General features: G+C 62.0%; 16 protein-coding genes. 7 read left to right on the top strand and 9 right to left on the bottom strand.

Annotated elements, in window-relative coordinates:
- Nucleotides 1-160 precede the first annotated feature (160 nt).
- Together O6760_RS14945 and O6760_RS14940 are read left to right on the top strand one after the other, a co-directional pair.
- On the top strand, nucleotides 161-1,132 hold the full coding sequence (locus tag O6760_RS14945; RefSeq protein WP_269586156.1) for an ABC transporter substrate-binding protein: 972 nt from the start codon (nucleotides 161-163) through the stop codon (nucleotides 1,130-1,132).
- Between the two features lie 52 nt (nucleotides 1,133-1,184).
- Nucleotides 1,185-1,874, top strand: coding sequence for an ABC transporter ATP-binding protein (locus O6760_RS14940; RefSeq protein WP_269586155.1), 690 nt, complete (start codon nucleotides 1,185-1,187; stop codon nucleotides 1,872-1,874).
- A gap of 24 nt (nucleotides 1,875-1,898) precedes the next feature.
- Here the strand turns inward: O6760_RS14940 and O6760_RS14935 are convergent, their stop codons facing one another.
- The 4 genes from O6760_RS14935 to O6760_RS14920 all read right to left on the bottom strand — a co-directional run bounded on the left by O6760_RS14935 (nucleotide 1,899) and on the right by O6760_RS14920 (nucleotide 5,617).
- A complete protein-coding gene (locus O6760_RS14935) occupies nucleotides 1,899-2,687 on the bottom strand; it encodes an ABC transporter permease (RefSeq protein WP_269586154.1) in 789 nt (262 codons plus the stop codon).
- On the bottom strand, nucleotides 2,684-3,406 hold the full coding sequence (locus tag O6760_RS14930; protein ID WP_269586153.1) for an ABC transporter ATP-binding protein: 723 nt from the start codon (nucleotides 3,404-3,406) through the stop codon (nucleotides 2,684-2,686). Before O6760_RS14930 ends, O6760_RS14935 begins: the two co-directional genes overlap by 4 nt.
- 90 nt (nucleotides 3,407-3,496) lie before the next feature.
- Complete coding sequence (locus O6760_RS14925) at nucleotides 3,497-4,453, bottom strand: YVTN family beta-propeller repeat protein (RefSeq protein ID WP_269586152.1); 957 nt, start codon at nucleotides 4,451-4,453, stop codon at nucleotides 3,497-3,499.
- A 3-nt stretch (nucleotides 4,454-4,456) separates the two neighbouring features.
- On the bottom strand, nucleotides 4,457-5,617 hold the full coding sequence (locus tag O6760_RS14920) for an ABC transporter substrate-binding protein (protein ID WP_269586151.1): 1,161 nt from the start codon (nucleotides 5,615-5,617) through the stop codon (nucleotides 4,457-4,459).
- Nucleotides 5,618-5,779: 162 nt separating this feature from the next.
- On the opposite strand from O6760_RS14920, the gene pedF reads away from it, so the two are divergent.
- Both pedF and O6760_RS14910 read left to right on the top strand, forming a co-directional pair.
- Nucleotides 5,780-6,475 carry a cytochrome c-550 PedF gene (gene pedF, locus O6760_RS14915; protein WP_269586150.1) on the top strand — a complete coding sequence of 232 codons (696 nt, stop codon included), beginning with the start codon at nucleotides 5,780-5,782 and terminating at the stop codon, nucleotides 6,473-6,475.
- 7 nt (nucleotides 6,476-6,482) lie between these two features.
- Nucleotides 6,483-7,379 carry a transporter substrate-binding domain-containing protein gene (locus O6760_RS14910; protein ID WP_269586149.1) on the top strand — a complete coding sequence of 299 codons (897 nt, stop codon included), beginning with the start codon at nucleotides 6,483-6,485 and terminating at the stop codon, nucleotides 7,377-7,379.
- Nucleotides 7,380-7,386: 7 nt separating this feature from the next.
- On the opposite strand, the gene O6760_RS14905 is transcribed toward O6760_RS14910, so the two are convergent.
- Both O6760_RS14905 and O6760_RS14900 read right to left on the bottom strand, forming a co-directional pair.
- A complete protein-coding gene (locus tag O6760_RS14905; protein ID WP_269586148.1) occupies nucleotides 7,387-8,280 on the bottom strand; it encodes an FAD:protein FMN transferase in 894 nt (297 codons plus the stop codon).
- Nucleotides 8,277-10,373 (bottom strand): 4Fe-4S binding protein, encoded by a 2,097-nt coding sequence (locus O6760_RS14900; protein WP_269586147.1) that lies wholly within the window; start codon nucleotides 10,371-10,373, stop codon nucleotides 8,277-8,279. Before O6760_RS14900 ends, O6760_RS14905 begins: the two co-directional genes overlap by 4 nt.
- A 116-nt stretch (nucleotides 10,374-10,489) precedes the next feature.
- On the opposite strand from O6760_RS14900, the gene O6760_RS14895 reads away from it, so the two are divergent.
- Complete coding sequence (locus O6760_RS14895) at nucleotides 10,490-11,278, top strand: ABC transporter permease (RefSeq protein WP_269586283.1); 789 nt, start codon at nucleotides 10,490-10,492, stop codon at nucleotides 11,276-11,278.
- Nucleotides 11,279-11,515: 237 nt separating this feature from the next.
- Here the strand turns inward: O6760_RS14895 and O6760_RS14890 are convergent, their stop codons facing one another.
- The 3 genes from O6760_RS14890 to O6760_RS14880 form a co-directional block, all read right to left on the bottom strand.
- On the bottom strand, nucleotides 11,516-12,631 hold the full coding sequence (locus O6760_RS14890) for a helix-turn-helix transcriptional regulator (RefSeq protein WP_442969905.1): 1,116 nt from the start codon (nucleotides 12,629-12,631) through the stop codon (nucleotides 11,516-11,518).
- A gap of 93 nt (nucleotides 12,632-12,724) precedes the next feature.
- Nucleotides 12,725-13,207 carry a DUF3592 domain-containing protein gene (locus tag O6760_RS14885; protein WP_269586146.1) on the bottom strand — a complete coding sequence of 161 codons (483 nt, stop codon included), beginning with the start codon at nucleotides 13,205-13,207 and terminating at the stop codon, nucleotides 12,725-12,727.
- A gap of 159 nt (nucleotides 13,208-13,366) precedes the next feature.
- The gene (locus tag O6760_RS14880) at nucleotides 13,367-14,158 is read right to left on the bottom strand and encodes a TIGR00266 family protein (protein ID WP_269586145.1); all 792 of its coding nucleotides are present in this window, start codon (nucleotides 14,156-14,158) and stop codon (nucleotides 13,367-13,369) included.
- Between the two features lie 218 nt (nucleotides 14,159-14,376).
- On the opposite strand from O6760_RS14880, the gene O6760_RS14875 reads away from it, so the two are divergent.
- Together O6760_RS14875 and O6760_RS14870 are read left to right on the top strand one after the other, a co-directional pair.
- Nucleotides 14,377-14,916: a DUF3592 domain-containing protein gene (locus O6760_RS14875; RefSeq protein WP_269586144.1), complete on the top strand. Its 540-nt coding sequence runs from the start codon at nucleotides 14,377-14,379 to the stop codon at nucleotides 14,914-14,916.
- 356 nt (nucleotides 14,917-15,272) lie between these two features.
- Nucleotides 15,273-15,506 (top strand): hypothetical protein, encoded by a 234-nt coding sequence (locus O6760_RS14870; RefSeq protein ID WP_269586143.1) that lies wholly within the window; start codon nucleotides 15,273-15,275, stop codon nucleotides 15,504-15,506.
- Nucleotides 15,507-15,513 lie beyond the last annotated feature (7 nt).

Here is a 15,513-nt window from a genome sequence, read left to right as displayed (position 1 = left end):
GTGTTAGCCTGAATGCCCCGCACTCCCCGCGATCCGCGCCCCGGCCTGCAGCCCTGGCTGAGGTGCGCGATGACGGGAGCCGCGTTCGTCCTTTGCACGGCAACAGAACTGTTCCGATGCAATCGCGGGGTGTGCGGGACTGCAATACCGGGAGGAAATCATGCGTTCGACAGTCGTTTTGGGAGCCTTTCTGGCGCTCCTTGCCACATGTGCCACGGCGTTCTCCGAGACACCCGTTCTCCGCATCGCCGTCCTGAAATTCGGTACGGTGAACTGGGAACTGGACACCATCAAACATCACCAGCTCGATACCGCTCGCGGTTTTGACCTGGAAGTGAACGGTGTTGCCGGAGGTGCTGCCGCCAAGATCGCCCTGCAGGGGGGAGAAGCGGACATCATCGTTTCCGACTGGCTGTGGGTGGCGCGGCAGAGGGCAGCCGGCAAGGACTTCGTCTTTCTGCCTTATTCGAAATCGGTCGGCGGCCTGCTTGTTTCCGGGGACAGTCCCGCGAAAAGCCTGGCCGACATCAAGGGCGGCAGGATCGGCATCGCGGGCGGTCCGCTCGACAAGAGCTGGCTCATATTGAACGCCTACACCATGAAAACGCACGGCTTCGATCTCGCCGGTTCGACGGAACAGGTCTTCGGTGCCCCTCCCCTGATCTACAAGACGGCCCTCGCCGGGGATCTCGACGGTGCTATCAACTTCTGGCATTTCGCAGCCAAGATGAAGGCCGGCGGCATGCGCGAGCTGGTATCGGTCGCTCAGGCAGCGGAGTCCCTGGGTCTTGATCCCGACATGCCTCTGCTTGGTTATGTGTTCGACGGCGCCCTGCTGCGCGACAATCCGGACCTTGTGCAGGGATTTGCGCAGGCATCGCGGGCGGCAAAGGATATCCTGGCCCGGGACGACGCGGAATGGGACCGTCTGCGCGAGCTCATGAAGGCGAAAACCGATGCCCAGTTCGAGGCCCTCAAGGCGGGTTTCCGGCAGGGAATCCCCGCGCCCGGACCGGTCGACGAAACCTCGGCGCGACGCATGTTCGACCTGGTCGTCGAACTGACGGGCGAAGAACTGGTCGGCAAGGCAAAGGCGCTGCCCGACGGTGTTTTCGTTCACTTCGGAAGCTGACGCCGCGCCGGCCGCTGCGGCCGAAGCCGGAAAAACCGGAATGGAGTGTTTCATGGCCGGATTGAACCATGACAGGCAAGGGTGTTCGGCTGTTCCGGTGCTGTCGCTGTCGCTGAAATCCTTCTGTTACGGCCGCACGCCCGTCCTGGGAAAGATCGACCTCGAGATCCGGCCGGGAGAAACGGTCGCGATCACGGGGCCGTCGGGTATCGGAAAAACCACCCTCTTGCGCATCCTGTGCGGGCTGGAGAGCAGCTGCGCGTGTCGACGCTCCGTACCGCAGCGGATCGGGATGGTGTTCCAGGAACCCACGCTGCTGCCCTGGCGTACCGCGCTGGAAAACCTTTGCCTGACCGCCGGCACGGGCAGGAGCGAAGCGCTCGAGGCGCTCGCGGAGGTCGGACTGCAAGGGCGTGAGGCATTGTTTCCCGGTCAGCTTTCGCTCGGTCAGCAGCGCCGTCTGGCGCTGGCGCGCGCCTTTGCGGTGGCACCGCAGGTCCTGTTTCTCGACGAGCCGTTCGTCTCGCTGGATCCGGCGATGGCGGACGAGATGATGTCCCTGTTTCTCAGGCTCCGGACGAACCATTCTCCGGCCACCGTACTTGTCACCCACAGCGAAGACGAAGCGGACCGCCTGGCCTCGCGCATTCTCAGGCTTGACGGGAGTCCGGCCGTGGTGGTCGACGAGCGCCAAACGGGGTCCCGGCACCTGAAGCTGTGTGCATCCGGAAAGATGACATAGGGAGCCCCTTGCCCGCCGGTTTTTCTACCGCTTCCGCCGCATCATGCCGCGCGCCGGATCATATCCCCACAAGGCCAGGAGCATGAACAGGGCGGCGACGACAATGGTCCAGAAAAGGGCCGCGCCGTTCCATCGGGCATTAAGTGCGAAGCGGATCAGCTCGACGGCGTGGGTGAATGGATTGACTGCGCAGATGTCACGCAACAGGCGTGAACTTTCAGCCATCTTCCAGAGCGGGTAGAGGGCGGTGGACAGAAAGAACATCGGAAAGATCACGAAGTTCATGACGCCGGCGAAATTCTCAAGCTGTCTGATCAGCGACGAGAGGGCCAGGCCGAGCGCGCCGAGCATGAGGCCCGCGACCAGCAGGGCGGGCAAGGACGCCAAGTAGCCCTGCCAGGGCATCCTGATGCCGAAAGCCGCGGCAACAGCCAGGAAGGTCGCCACCTGCAGGATCGAGATGACGCTGCCCGCCAGAAGTTTGCAGAACAAGAGCCACCAGCGCGGCAAGGGGCTGGTCAGCAGCAGGCGCATCGACCCCATCTCCCTGTCATAAACCAGCGAGAGCGAGGACTGCATGCCGTTGAAGAGTAGGATCATGCCGCACAGGCCGGGAACGATATAGGTCTGGTAGGTGATATAGGTCTGGTATGGCGGCGTGATCGACAGTCCGAGCGCCGCCCGAAATCCGGCGGCAAACACCAGAAGCCAGTCAAGTGGACGGACCAGTGCCGCGATCAGGCGCCCCCGCTGCCGCAGGAATCTGAAAAGTTCACGTCGTGTGATGGCGTTGAGCGCGATCAGCCAGGTCATGACTCCGGGGCCGCGGTGACCTGAAGGAAATAGTCCGGAAGTGATCGATCGCCGGTCAGGTCCGAGGCCACGCCATCGGCAAGAATGTGTCCCTGGTGCAGGATGACAAGCTGGTCGTGGGCCCGGACCTCATCCGTCAGGTGTGTGGCCCAAAGAACGGTCAGGCCGTCACTGGCGGACAGATCGTGGACATGGTCGGTCAGCGAAGCCCGGGAGGCGGTGTCGAGACCGGCGGTCGGCTCGTCCAGCAGCAATACGGAGGGGCCGTGGATGAGCGCACGGGCGATTTCAGCACGGCGCCGGTGGCCGCCGTTGAGGTCACGGGCGCGTTCGTCGGCGCGCTCCCTCATGCCGAGGCACTCCAGGGCCCTGTCGATCGGCATGCCCGCCTGGCGACCGGAAAGACCGTGAAGCGCAGCAAAGTACTGAAGATTGTTCTTTACCGTCAGATCGAGATCGAGTGTGGTCTGCTGGAAGACCACACCTATTTCGGCAAGCGCCTTTCTGGGAGTCTCGGCAAGGTCATGGCCGGCAACGCGAATCCGCCCCTTAGATGTCGTGAAGAGGTGGGTGAGCAGTCCGAACAGGGTCGACTTGCCTGCGCCGTTGGGGCCCAGGAGCGCGCAAAAGCGCCCCGGTTCGGCACGAAAGCTCACATTGTCCAGGGCCCGCTTCGCGCCGTAGGAATAGGAGATACCGGATACCGACAGACCGCTCACTTGATCGAGATCTCCTCACGCTGCGTGACACCGGCAGAGCCCACAGGAAGCGGAAGGGTCAGCAGTTTCTTCACAGGTCCCTCCCGGGTTTCAGGGCCGCAGGGCGGCTCCCCAGGGAAAACGGCCCACCTTGACGGTCTTGACGGCTTCGCGCGCGGCGACATCGATGATGGTCACGTCGCCCGACACGCCGTTGGTGGTGAACAACAGCGACTTGTCCGGCGAGAATGCCATGTGCCAGACGCGGCGCCCGACCAGGATGTAGTTTTCGACCTCGTAGGTCCGCGCGTTGACGACCGCGACATGGTTGGCCGGACCAAGCGCCACGAAGACATGGCTGCCGTCGGCCGAGAATTCGAACCCGACCGGCTGGATCCGGTCCCGGTAAATGCCGTCGATCTCGAAATGGATCTTGGCGACCTCGGCCTGGTCGGCGGTCCTGAAGACCGTCACCGTTCCTCCGATTTCCGAACTCACCCACAATTGCGCGCCGTCCTGCGTGAATTCGGCATGGCGCGGACGGGAGTCAACCAGGGTGTTGGCGAACAATTCATGGGTGGCCGTGTCGATCCAGTGGGCCATGTTGGTTGTTTCGGACGTCGTGATCGCGACCTTGCCGTCCGGAGACACGGCCATGCCTTCCGGCTCGATGCCCACGTCGATCTGGGCAACAACCTTCCGTGTTTCCGTGTCGACAACGGTGGTGATCGCGTCGTCCTCATTGGCAATATAAAGATGCCGGTTGTCGGGATGGAGCACGAATTGCTCCGGGTCCTCGCCGGACGGAAGGTCATGCAGGATCTTGCCGGTGACCGGGTCCAGGACCTGCACGGTGTCGCTGTCCGAGGCGCAGACATAGACGCGTTTGAAATCCTTTGAAAAGGTGATGCCGCGGGGCCGCTCGCCGGTTGCGATCGTCCGGGTCACTTCCAGCGTATCGATGTCGATCACGCTGATCGTGTCGTCCTTCTCGTTCGTGACCCAGATTTCCGCCGAACCGGCCGGAGAGGCTGTAAAGAGCAGCAGGGCTGCCGCAAGTCGTAGCATGGTTTAATCCTCGAATGCCCGGCAGGCGCTTTCGGGCCGGTCAAGCCCGAGCGTGTCAAGTTCGGTCCGCTGATGCATGAACCCCTCCAGCGGCGCGAGTGCCGCCAGCGCGCGGGGGTGCACGATGGGGATCGGCTGGCGCAGCTGACCGTTCCAGGACCGGTAGGTCATCGGGCGTCCCTTGAAGCCGGCCAGCTCGAATTTTTCAGAGAGGATGTAGTCGCGCAACCGCGCGGCTTCACCTGAACCGGTCCGCGTGACAGCCTCGCCGATCGTGCGGATGGCGGCCCAGGCGGCATAGTCCTTCGACCGCATGGACCGGCCTGCGGACGTCTCGAAGCGCTGCTGCATCTGAGCCGCCCCCCATTGTTCGACGACGGGGGACCAGGTCACGGCCGTCAGGCCTTCCGAACCGGCAACTGGGCGCGGTTCCCAGGTGTTGTAGAGAACATAGCGTCCGAAATCGCCAATCTCGTCGGCTATCAGGAGAACGTCATGGTCGCCCAGCTCCTGGGTGAGAAGAGGAACCTCCTGAGCGGCATTCCGCCTCATGTCGGCGTCGTAGGCCCAGGTCCTCTCGGCAGACATCTCAAGGCCGAACTTGGTGGCCGACCGCTTCAGGGCCGCCGCATATTCCGTGTCCTTCGGGTGCATTCCGGCAATCAGCGCGAGGTCGTCCCATCTCTTGCGGACAAGAAACTGGATGAGCGCGTCGGTCCGCATCGACGTGGACGGCAGCGTATGAAAGACATTGCCGCGGCAGTCGGCATCGCGAAGCCGCGCTTCGGGAGCCGCGATATTGAAGATCAGGGCACCCTCGGCCGCCGGCAGGTCCGCAACGGCCAGAAGATCGCCGGCCGGCGCATCGATGATGAGAAACCGGGACTTGGCCAGCGCCTCGTTTGCGGCTTCGGTGATGTCCGACCCGGGGGGGAGCGACGTCACGCCGAGTTCATAGGTCTGGCCCAGAAACGAACCGGTGGTCCGGTTGTCGTTCAGCCCGACCCGGGCGCCCGCGAGACCAAGATCATCGGGCTCCTCATCGAGATTGGACAAGGTGGGGGGCGCGTCGATTTCCTGCCGCAGATACTGAACATGCACCTCGACGGCGGCGGCTGTTTCCACCGCCAGAATCGCGAACAGACACAAGGTGATCCTAAGCATGGCTTCCTCCGGGAAAAAGCCTTGCAACGAATCGGCAGGAGGAAAATTGCACTAAGGTACAAGGCGCGGTCTTGGCACCAAAGTACAGTACCGCTCATGGCCCGATGACCGGATGATCGACCGCGACGAGAGCTTGATTATGCCTGTTTCGGGAGGAGAACCATGGCTAACACGCGCACCCGACTGTCTTTCACCCTGGCGGGGCTTATTGCCGCCACCGGCCTGGCATTCGCACATGGCGATGTCACACCACAGCCGGTCAACACCGATGCCCTTCCGGATGTCGGCGAGGAGTGGCTGACGGAGAACCCTTACCGGAACATGGGGCCGGAAGTCTGGCAGACCGCGATCGATATCGGCGGATCTGCCTTCAACCAGAACTGCGCCCGCTGCCACGGCCTCGGCGCGGTGTCCGGCGGCCTGGCGCCCGATCTGCGCTATCTCGAGGCGGAAGAATTCGGCGATGAATGGTTCGCCGAGCGTTTCCAGTTCGGTTACACGCAGAACGGCACGACCAAGATGCCGGCTTTTGGCGAACTGCTCGGCCAGAAGGCGGCCTGGGCAATCCGGACCTATGTCGAGACCCGTCCCGACGAGGGCGCGCTGGACGATCACATGCCCCGGCTGAAGGAATTGCGCGACCTGCTGGAGACATGGGCCGAAAACGGTGACGGCAGCGCCGACCAGGAAGCCGTGACAACGGAGCTCGCCGAAATCGCCAGCAAGATCGAGACCGGTTCCGGTGCGCCCAAGGCCGACAGCATTGCCTACCGGGCGTCGAAAAACATCGACGGAACGCCGGCGTCCTACAAGGCCGCTGCGGAAATTCTGACCGTGGGCCTGTCCGCTGCCGAATGAGGACACGATGCGACGCGTGGTTTCAATTCTGACGGCGCTTGCGGTCAGCCTTGCTCTTGGCGGGACGGCCCTTGCGCGCTGCGAAGGCTATACACCCGGTCCCAAGCCGCAAAACACCGGACGGGATGTCGTCGGCAAGGACCTGGATGCGATCCGCGACCGCGGATTTCTCGAGTTCGCGGTCTACCAGGATTTTCCGCCCTATTCCTATCGGGAGGGCGGAAAGGCCAGGGGGGTCGATATCGAGATCGGCCGCTTGATCGCGGACGAACTCGGCATCGAGGCCCGGTTCAATTTCGTACCCGCCGGCGAGAACCTGGATGCAGACCTGCGCAACAATGTCTGGAAAGGCCCCATCATCGGTGGCCGGGTGTCCAACGTCATGCTGCATGTGCCCTATGACAGTGAATTTGCCTGCCGCGTCGAGCAGGTCGTGTTCACGGGCCAGTACTACGACGAGGCGGTCGCGATCGCCTACCGCAAGGACGTTTATGAAGACGAACCGCCGGTCCCGGCCTTTTTCAGGTTCGACAGCGTCGGTGTCGAGAACGATTCCATCGCCGATTTCTATCTGTCGTCCCTGGCCGGTGGACAGCTTAACCGGAACATAACCCGCTATCCTTCCACCGTGGCGGCAATGGCCGCGCTGGTTGCCGGCGATGTCAAGGCGGTGATGGGCCCCAAGGCCCAGCTTGAATTCGGCCTGAACCAGGAAACCGGCATTCACCAGCCGCCCTTGCCGGGCTTCGCAACCGGCAGCTGGACCGTCGGCGTTGCGGTGAATTTCCGCTACCGCCCCCTGGCCTATGCCGTCGACGATGCCATCCGCGCCGGTCTGGAGAGCGGACGGATCGAGAAGATCTTTGCCGGTTACGGTCTGAGTTTCACAAGTCCCGAACGCTGAAGCGGCACTACGTCCGAATCGTCACCAGATCACCGTCCGGGTCGATCAGCGTGATCCGCCGCACACCCGGCAGGCGGGACACGATCCGGCGGACCGATCCAAGATCGGCATGGCAAAGCGCGGTGGACAGACCGTCGGCGATTGTGGCCGATGTTGCCTCGACACTCACCGTCGACCAGACCGGCTTGCCGCCGGCCGGGTTCAGGATATGCGTTTCCCGTCCGGCGAGCTTCAGGGCCCCCGGGCTTGACGTGGCAAGCGCCAGGCCGGTCAGTGTCCGCGTGGTGACCAGGCCGTGCAGCGGATCCGACACGCCGAGGCGCCACGGGCCGCCGAGCGCGGCGAACTCACCGATGTTGACGAGCACTTCGGCCGCACCCTTGCGTTTCAGGAGGGCCCTGATCCGGTCCGTGGCATAGCCTTGCGCAATGCCGTTGAAGGTCACTTCCTGACCGGGCGCAAGTCGGACGCGCGCGGCCTCGCGGCGGATCCGCGACCAGCCGATCAGGCCCCGGGCCCGTGATACGCCGCGGCCATCGGCAAGGGCCCGCCACAGCGGCTGGACCGTCGGATCGAACAGACCGCCGGTCGCATGATGCATCCGGTCCACCGCTGCCAGCAGATGATGGAAGCGCGGGTCCGTTTCCACGAGCGCTCCCTGCCGATTGAGCCGGGACAGGGACGAGGCCGGATCGAACAGGTTGAAGAGGCGTTCGATCTCCACCAGTTCCCGTTCGGCGTGCTTCAGGACATCGCCAGCCCAGATCCGGGGGCCATAAAGCGTGATTTCGGCGTCGGCACCAAGGGCGCGCGCCCGCCAGCGGACAGGGACGGTCATGGCAGCCGCCGGATCGGTCAGCAGCATTGCGGTCAGGGTCAAAAAGCGCCGTCTGGTGATCATCGGCCCGCCACCTTGCCCGCGCCGTTGCGCGCCGCCAGAACAAGGGGCACGCATTGTCCGGGATCGTCATGGATCTTGACGCAATCCATGCACTGGAAACACTCCGAATAGTCCACCGCTCCGGCGGGGCTGATCGCTCCGTATTTGCAGCGCACGCGGCAAAGCTGGCAGGGATCGCCGCAGGCATTGCGCCGGGCGATCCAGTCGCGCCCGCGCACAAGGCCGCCGATGGCCATGACGGCGCCGAGCGGACAGACATACCGGCAGAACCCCTTGAACGTGAACGCCCCCAGAAGGATCCAGAATGCGGCATAGGCGACAAAGGGCCATTCGCGCGCGAAGACCACCGTGATCGCGGTCTTGAACGGTTCGACTTCCGCCGCCGTGTCGAGTTTCCCGGGCGAGACCAGGACCGTTGCGATCAACAGCGCCAGAACGGCATATTTGAGCTTTTTCAGCCGGGCGTCCCATTTGCGGGAAGGCTCCAGTTGCGGCAAACGCAGGATGCGGCCGGCGTGGTGGGCAAATTCCTGCAGGGCCCCGAAGGGACACAGCCAGCCGCAGAAGAACCCGCGCCCCCACAGCACGAACCCGGCAACGGTCGCACACCAGATCAACAGCGAAAACGGATCGTAGAGCAGAAACGCGAAACTGCCCCCGTCGATCGCGGTGCGCAGGGTGCCGAGCACGGTCACGACGGACAGCTGCCCCTGCCCCCACCAGCCGACGAAACCGAGCACGAACACAAGGACCGCCAGGCGGACCGGCGTAAAGTGTTTCAGGGCGGCCAGTCTGCCGGGCCAGACCAGCAGCAAGGCCATCAGGCCCGCAAGAAACACCGCGAGTGCAACAAGATCCGGCGCGCGGCCGCGGATCGCTTCCAGCCACGCAGGCGCGGGAGCGGCGCCCCCGGAGCGCAGGAAAAAACGGCCGTCCGTCTTGTGGATGGCGGCAAGTGAGGCGGTGCCCAGCTCGGGCTGGAAGGCGCCATGCGCCCGGACCGCCTGAACCTTCAACGTCCATTCGCGTGTCGGATCGAAGCCGAGCCTGCGGTCCGTTCGAAGGATCATGACCGTTCCGTCCCGGAGCGCTTCGGGAACATCCGCTGCGAACTCGACCAGAAGATCCGCGTCGCGCAGCGCCACCGGCAACCCGTCCTGTTCCGCCGACAACAGGTCCGGCGCGGTGTTGCGGACAAAGCTTTCGGAGACAAGGCCGTGCCGGCCCGTATCGACGACCAGGATCGGTTCGTCGTCCGGAAAGACCGACCGGAAGTTCTGGAGCTCGTCGTAGCTGTCCTGCGACAGGAGGGCCCTCGCGATGGCGGGTGGGCCGAGGTCGGCCAGCCACAGATCGAGATAGACTTCGTCCGGCGCCTCGCGGGCGGCAGGATCGTCGTCCTCCCACAGGGTGCCGGCAAATTCGGCCTCCACTTCGCGGTTGAGAACCGTGAGACGCGTCACCAGCCCTGTCTCCACAAGCGTCCGCCAGTCAAGCGCTTCGTCATGGTCCGGGTCGGGATAGGCCGGCGGCCCCGCCGACATGCCACGCATCTTTTCCCGGGCGACGGCAAGGGCCGCCGCAAGAATGCTCTCATGCGCGATGCGGACGCTGGCCGTCGCCTTTGTGACGCCGTCGAGATAGACCAGTTCGCCGCCCGATTGCCCCTTGCCGTATGGGGTTCCGACAACAAGAGGCGACTGGAGGGAGTGGCCGCGGTATTGTTCGAGAAATTTGCGGAAGGGCGCCTCCCCAAGCCCGGAAACGAACACGGGCTCGTTCTGGGAAATAAGCTGCACATCCAGGAAGCGGCCGTCGAGATCCAGCATCACCAGCATGTTGATCGGCGCGCCGGAAAAGCCGGGCAGAGGGGCAAGCTGTCCGGTTTCCAGGACGAAACCGGCCGGAGCCCCGCCCGAATTCAGGAGTGTCCGGACACCCTTGTCGTTGACGGGGTCTCCGACGGAAAAGGGCGGCATCACGAAGGCCGCCAGTTCCTCTTCCGTCAGGCCCTGCGCACGCGTTGACGCCGCAGCCAGCAGCAGGGTGGCCGCGATCAGAAAAATCCGCAGGGTGTGCTGAAATCCTCCCATTGTCCGGCGAGCATACCGGCAGGATTTTCGGCCCAGTATTGTACCAAAGTCCGGACCCGCCGATGCCCGATCCGGCTTATCATCGGGACGATTGCAACACGTTTGACCTGGAGACGATGGCGGTGCGGTTGAGAGGGACGGAAGACAGTGGCTTGCCGGATGGCGCCGTTCTGGCGCTGTCGCTGGCCGGCCTTGTCGCGGGCTGGATGCTGCTGTCGTGGCTCGTCGGCGACGAGAGCGTTCTCGCCGGCCCCGTCGCCGTCTGGTCCGTGATTGTCGACCAGATCCGGTCCGGCGAAATGACGTTTCATACGATGACAACATTCGGCCGGGTCTGTGCCGCGTTTTTCCTGTCCATGACCATGGGAACACTGCTCGGCATCACCCTTGGGCTGATGCCGCGCGTGAACCGCTGGGTCGACCCCTGGGTGATCTTTTTCCTCAACCTGCCGGCCCTGGTTGTCATCGTGCTGTGTTACCTGTGGATCGGGCTCAATGAGGCCGCCGCGATCGTGGCTGTCTCGATCAACAAGACCGCGATGGTGGCGGTGACAATCCGCGAGGGTGTCCGCTCGATGGATCCCAAGATCGCGGACATGGCCAACGTCTATCGCATGGGCCTTGGGATGCGCTGCCGTCATGTCTGGCTGCCGCAATTGGCACCGTTTTTTTCCGCGGGCGTGCGCAACGGCCTGGCAGTCATCTGGAAGATCGTCCTCGTGGTCGAGTTTCTTGGCCGGCCTGACGGGGTCGGCTTCATGATCCATCTCTATTTCCAGCTCTTCGACATAGCCCATGTGCTCGCCTATTCGCTGGTCTTCGTCGCCATCATGCTGGTCATCGAGCACGTGCTGGTACAGCCCTGGGAATCCCGCGCGGCACGCTGGCGCGTTCGGAGTTCATAGGGACAGGGCTCCTTCATTTGATTGAGATGGCGCAACAAACCGGCTCGGTCAAATGACCCCAATTGATCGGAAAACGCTCCAGGAAAAACGCGACAAGCGGGCTTCCTGCCCGGCAACGTCGTTGCAAATCCTTGCAGGCCTGGTTGACCGGTCAAGCATCGCAACGCCGTCCGGCGAGCCGAAACGGGCCATCCGATCGGCATCCGATTGTTGAGGTTGGTCTGGGTAGCCCCGCTTCTACCCTTCGCTATCGATCACAACACGGACCAGTTCAGCCTGCCGCTTGACGCCGACCTTCTCGAATATGCGTGTCAGGTGTGTGCGTGCCGTGTTGATGGAAATGCCGCACCGGCCCGCGGCGGCCGACCGTCCGTCGCCCTTCAGCATCTCGAGCGTAAGCGCCGCTTCCGTGGGTGTCAGGCCAAACCGTTGTTGCAAGCCCTGCCGCCGGGCCGACAGGGAAATTTCGCGATGATTGAAAATGAGTTTCGCCACGGCCCGGCGCCCCACCGGATTATGGTTTTCTGCCCGGCAGGGCAGTATTTCAAGCTCAATGGGAGGTTGGCCGGACGGGCGCTCCAACTGGATCGGCTTTGTGCTGTAGAGCGCCAGACTGCCCTTGGCAAGCGATTGAAGAACGGTCCTGAAACGCAAATCCGCCTTGTCATCACACAGCCGGACGACACCATTTTCTAGTTTGAAAACGGTGCTGCTTCGCATCAGGTCTTCGCTCGTACCGTCTACATGGAGGCAGTGCCCGTCCTGATCAACCACAATCGATCCTGCATGGTCCGGCTGGCGGGATTGCTCCAACACGATCCGCTGGAGTTCGAGTTGATGGAACCGGCGGCCGATGGCAACAGCCTTGGCCACATGCGGGGCAAGAAGTGCCGCGGTTTGATAAGCCTCGTCACTGATAAAGTCCCGGTGTGTCGGCGGCTGCAAAACGAGACTGGAAAAGGCGTTCCCCCTCGTGAACAGGCTGGCCGCCAACCGGTCGGCACCAAGGCCTGAATGCCGCCAGAAATCGTTGTAGAAGGCACTTGCCATAAACTTGTCCCTGCCGGTATCGGCCAGGGTGGTGATATGTCCTGCGGGGGACCTTGTCGCGGTTTCGGCGGTCGGGTCGTGCTGCCACCAGCAGTCGTTATAGGCCACTGCAACATCAGGATCGGACCGTGGCGACAGGACAGACGAAAAGGCAGTTTCGGGATCAACGACGACAAGTGCCGCATTTTCCATGCGACAGGCATCGGCAAAGCTGCACAGCAAGTCCGGCCATTGCTCGGCATCCAGCGACGCGTCGTAAATCCAGCCGATCATTTTGAAGGCATCTTCGGTGTTCATTGTCACGGTCAATCCCCTGGTGCGACCAGGGACGATATTGAACAAAGACGATCACCGCTTACCCCACGCGGGGTAATTTGCGCCTCCCCCCCCCCGATATCAGAGCGACATTCTGCCGTGAACAACAAATGCCCACAGGATCAGGAACACTCCCAGAACGCATGCGGCAATATTGGTCCAGGTGAATTCATTTTCTATCACGGCGTAATTCGGGTTCTCCGGATTGACATAGGCCGTAAGTGTATCGCCGGGCTCAAACTGGAGCACATCTTTCGGGGTATCGTAGCTATAGCTGTACCGGTCTGATTGATACCCTTGACCTTCATGTTGGTAGCTGTAGTGAATTTGATAGCCCTGATTCAACCGACCGCCTGAATTCGTTACCTCTATTTTGGCGGTTTTGACGACGGTTGCCACAACCGGAACGGTATAATTCCCCTCATAGAAATGATACATGGCCCTGAAGCCGATGAACGACAGTGCCAGGCCAAGGCAGAAAAAAACCATGATGAACGGATTGGTGAAAAATGTCGTGAAATAGGTCTTCAAGCCCTTCATTTCTTTCGCCTTAAAGCTCGGCAAGTGTCGCCTTCTACAGAGGTGATCTGGATCAGATCGCCCGGATTCGCTCGGTTGTTGTTGCTATCCGGTGCCGGACTGCAAAGATCCTCTTGGCCCCAATGACGGGACAAGGCGCTTGCAGCCTGTCCTGAAAAGCTGCCCCTGGACCTGCGCAGTCTGCTACCGCTTCTGGAAAAGGCTGACCGCACCGCCCAGCAGCGACCCCTCGCCGGTTTGATTGCCGCCATCGGAGGGTGCGTTTTCCAGAATGCGATCGGCCAGGCGCGAGAATGGCAGGGATTGCAGCCAGACGCGGCCGTGTCCCTGCAAGGTCGCCAGAAACAGGCCCTCGCCGCCGAACAGCATCGATTTCAGGTTGCCTGCCCGCTCGATCGAATAGTCAATGCCGTCTTCGAATGCGACAAGGCAGCCGGTGTCCACGCGCAGTTTCCCGCCCTTGAGGTCTTTCTCAATGACCGTGCCGCCGGCATGCACAAAGGCCAATCCGTCGCCCTCCAGCTTCTGCAGCACAAATCCTTCCCCGCCGAACAGGCCCGCTCCGATCTTCTTGTGAAAGGCCGCTGCCAAGCGGGTGCCGAAAGCCGCGCAAAGGAAGGCGTCCTTCTGGCAAAGCAGCGGCTTGCCAAGGCTGCCAAGATCAATTGGTACGATCCGTCCCGGATAGGCCGCACCAAAGGCAACCCGTGAACGATCATTTCCCTGATGCGTGAAATGGGTCAGGAACAATGATTCCTGGGTAAACACCCGCATCGCCGCCCCGCCCAGCTTGTTCAACAGCCCCTGATCGGGATTGGAACCGTCTCCCATCTTCGTCTCGAAGGTGATGCCCTCCTCCATGAAGACCATGGCACCGGCCTCGGCAATCACGGTCTCACCGGGATCCAGCTCGATTTCGACAAATTGCAGGTCACCGCCATGGACGGTGTAATCGATCTCGTGGCTGCTCTTCATCACGTTACCTTTTCAGACGACTTGCCCGGCAAACTGGGGTCAGGACTCATGAATTTGATTGAAATGGGTCCCGACCCTAGACAAGCAAACCCGGCAGCGCATGCGACGTTTGTGTGATGTCCGATCACCTCGCTTGCTGTAGCCTTGCCCACCGGAATTGTCGAATTCCGCCTTTTTGAAACTGCAATGAATGACCTCCAACCCGGCTGGAGCGGCTAATGTCTCAGGCAACGACACAAAAGACCAACGGCACCGCCCCGGCGGACGCCGCCAAGGTCCTGCGCTATTTCAGCTATTTCCTCTACGTCGTCGCGTTCCTGTTATGCATAGCCCTTGCTTTCACGAGTTTTGACGCCATTCGCATGGCGGTTTCCGGTGTCACCGGACAGGCAACTGTTCTCAATTTGCGCGAGGACACCTATCGCACGATGCGCACCTACGGCGGCGGCAGCGGCACGGTCGTGGATTCCAGTTTGCGAACCGACTATTACGTCACCTACTCGTTTGAAGCCGATGGCCGGAAACATCAGCAGGAACGCCGGGTCTCCGAATCCTTTTACAAGGATCTCGCCAGGGGCAAGACAATTTCCGTTCGCTATCTCCCCGGCTCAATTGAAGAAAATCACATTGACCGCGTATGGGTTACCTGGAGCATTTTTGGGCCAGCGCTGTTGGCCATCGTTTTTTTGGGGTGCGGATATCTTTTTCAGCGCGTTGCAAAAATCGCCGGTCGAGGTCAATCGAAACCAGCAGCGTAATGTGTTGAGCCGGAAGGATTTGGCCGCAATTTGTCGAAGTCGCGACAACGTCCGGCTGGTGGCTGTTGCGACCACGAGAGGACAAGCGGGAAACATCATCGCGCCTGTGGTTATTGATCCTTTTGCTGCCGGGCGCATGCCTCTGCGCGCCCATCCACCTCACATTTTTCCGTCATAATTCTCAGCAAAGCCGGGCAACCGACCGGTGAAGTCGTACGGTCCGGCGCGGGCTTGCCGAGGCTCCTTGAAGTCTCTCAGAACCATCGCGGCCAACTCTCTTTGGTCTCCGGCTCGAAAATGTGGTAATCGCCGGCAAAACAGCATCGGGCCAGCAAAACAACACTAGGAATGCACCATTGAGCGACGTGAGCGTAGCGGCTGCGACAGACCGCATCTACCAGTCCCTGCAGGCGGACAATGAGGACATTGACCGGCATATCGCGGACCTCAAGTCCGCATTGAAGCGCGAGAGCTTGAAAGAGGCCGTCCTGGATCCGGCCAGGCTCGTCCAGAACAACCGGTCCGGCCGCAAGCTCCTGCAGGCCTACTTTCGCCAGCGCGGCGTGAAGGTCACATTCGCGTCTTCGTGACGCGAGG

It is taken from the genome of Roseibium sp. Sym1 (assembly GCF_027359675.1).
Classification (GTDB): Bacteria; Pseudomonadota; Alphaproteobacteria; order Rhizobiales; family Stappiaceae; genus Roseibium.
Note: the sequence above shows the minus strand (reverse complement) of the source record. Positions and strands in the feature narration are given on the sequence as shown.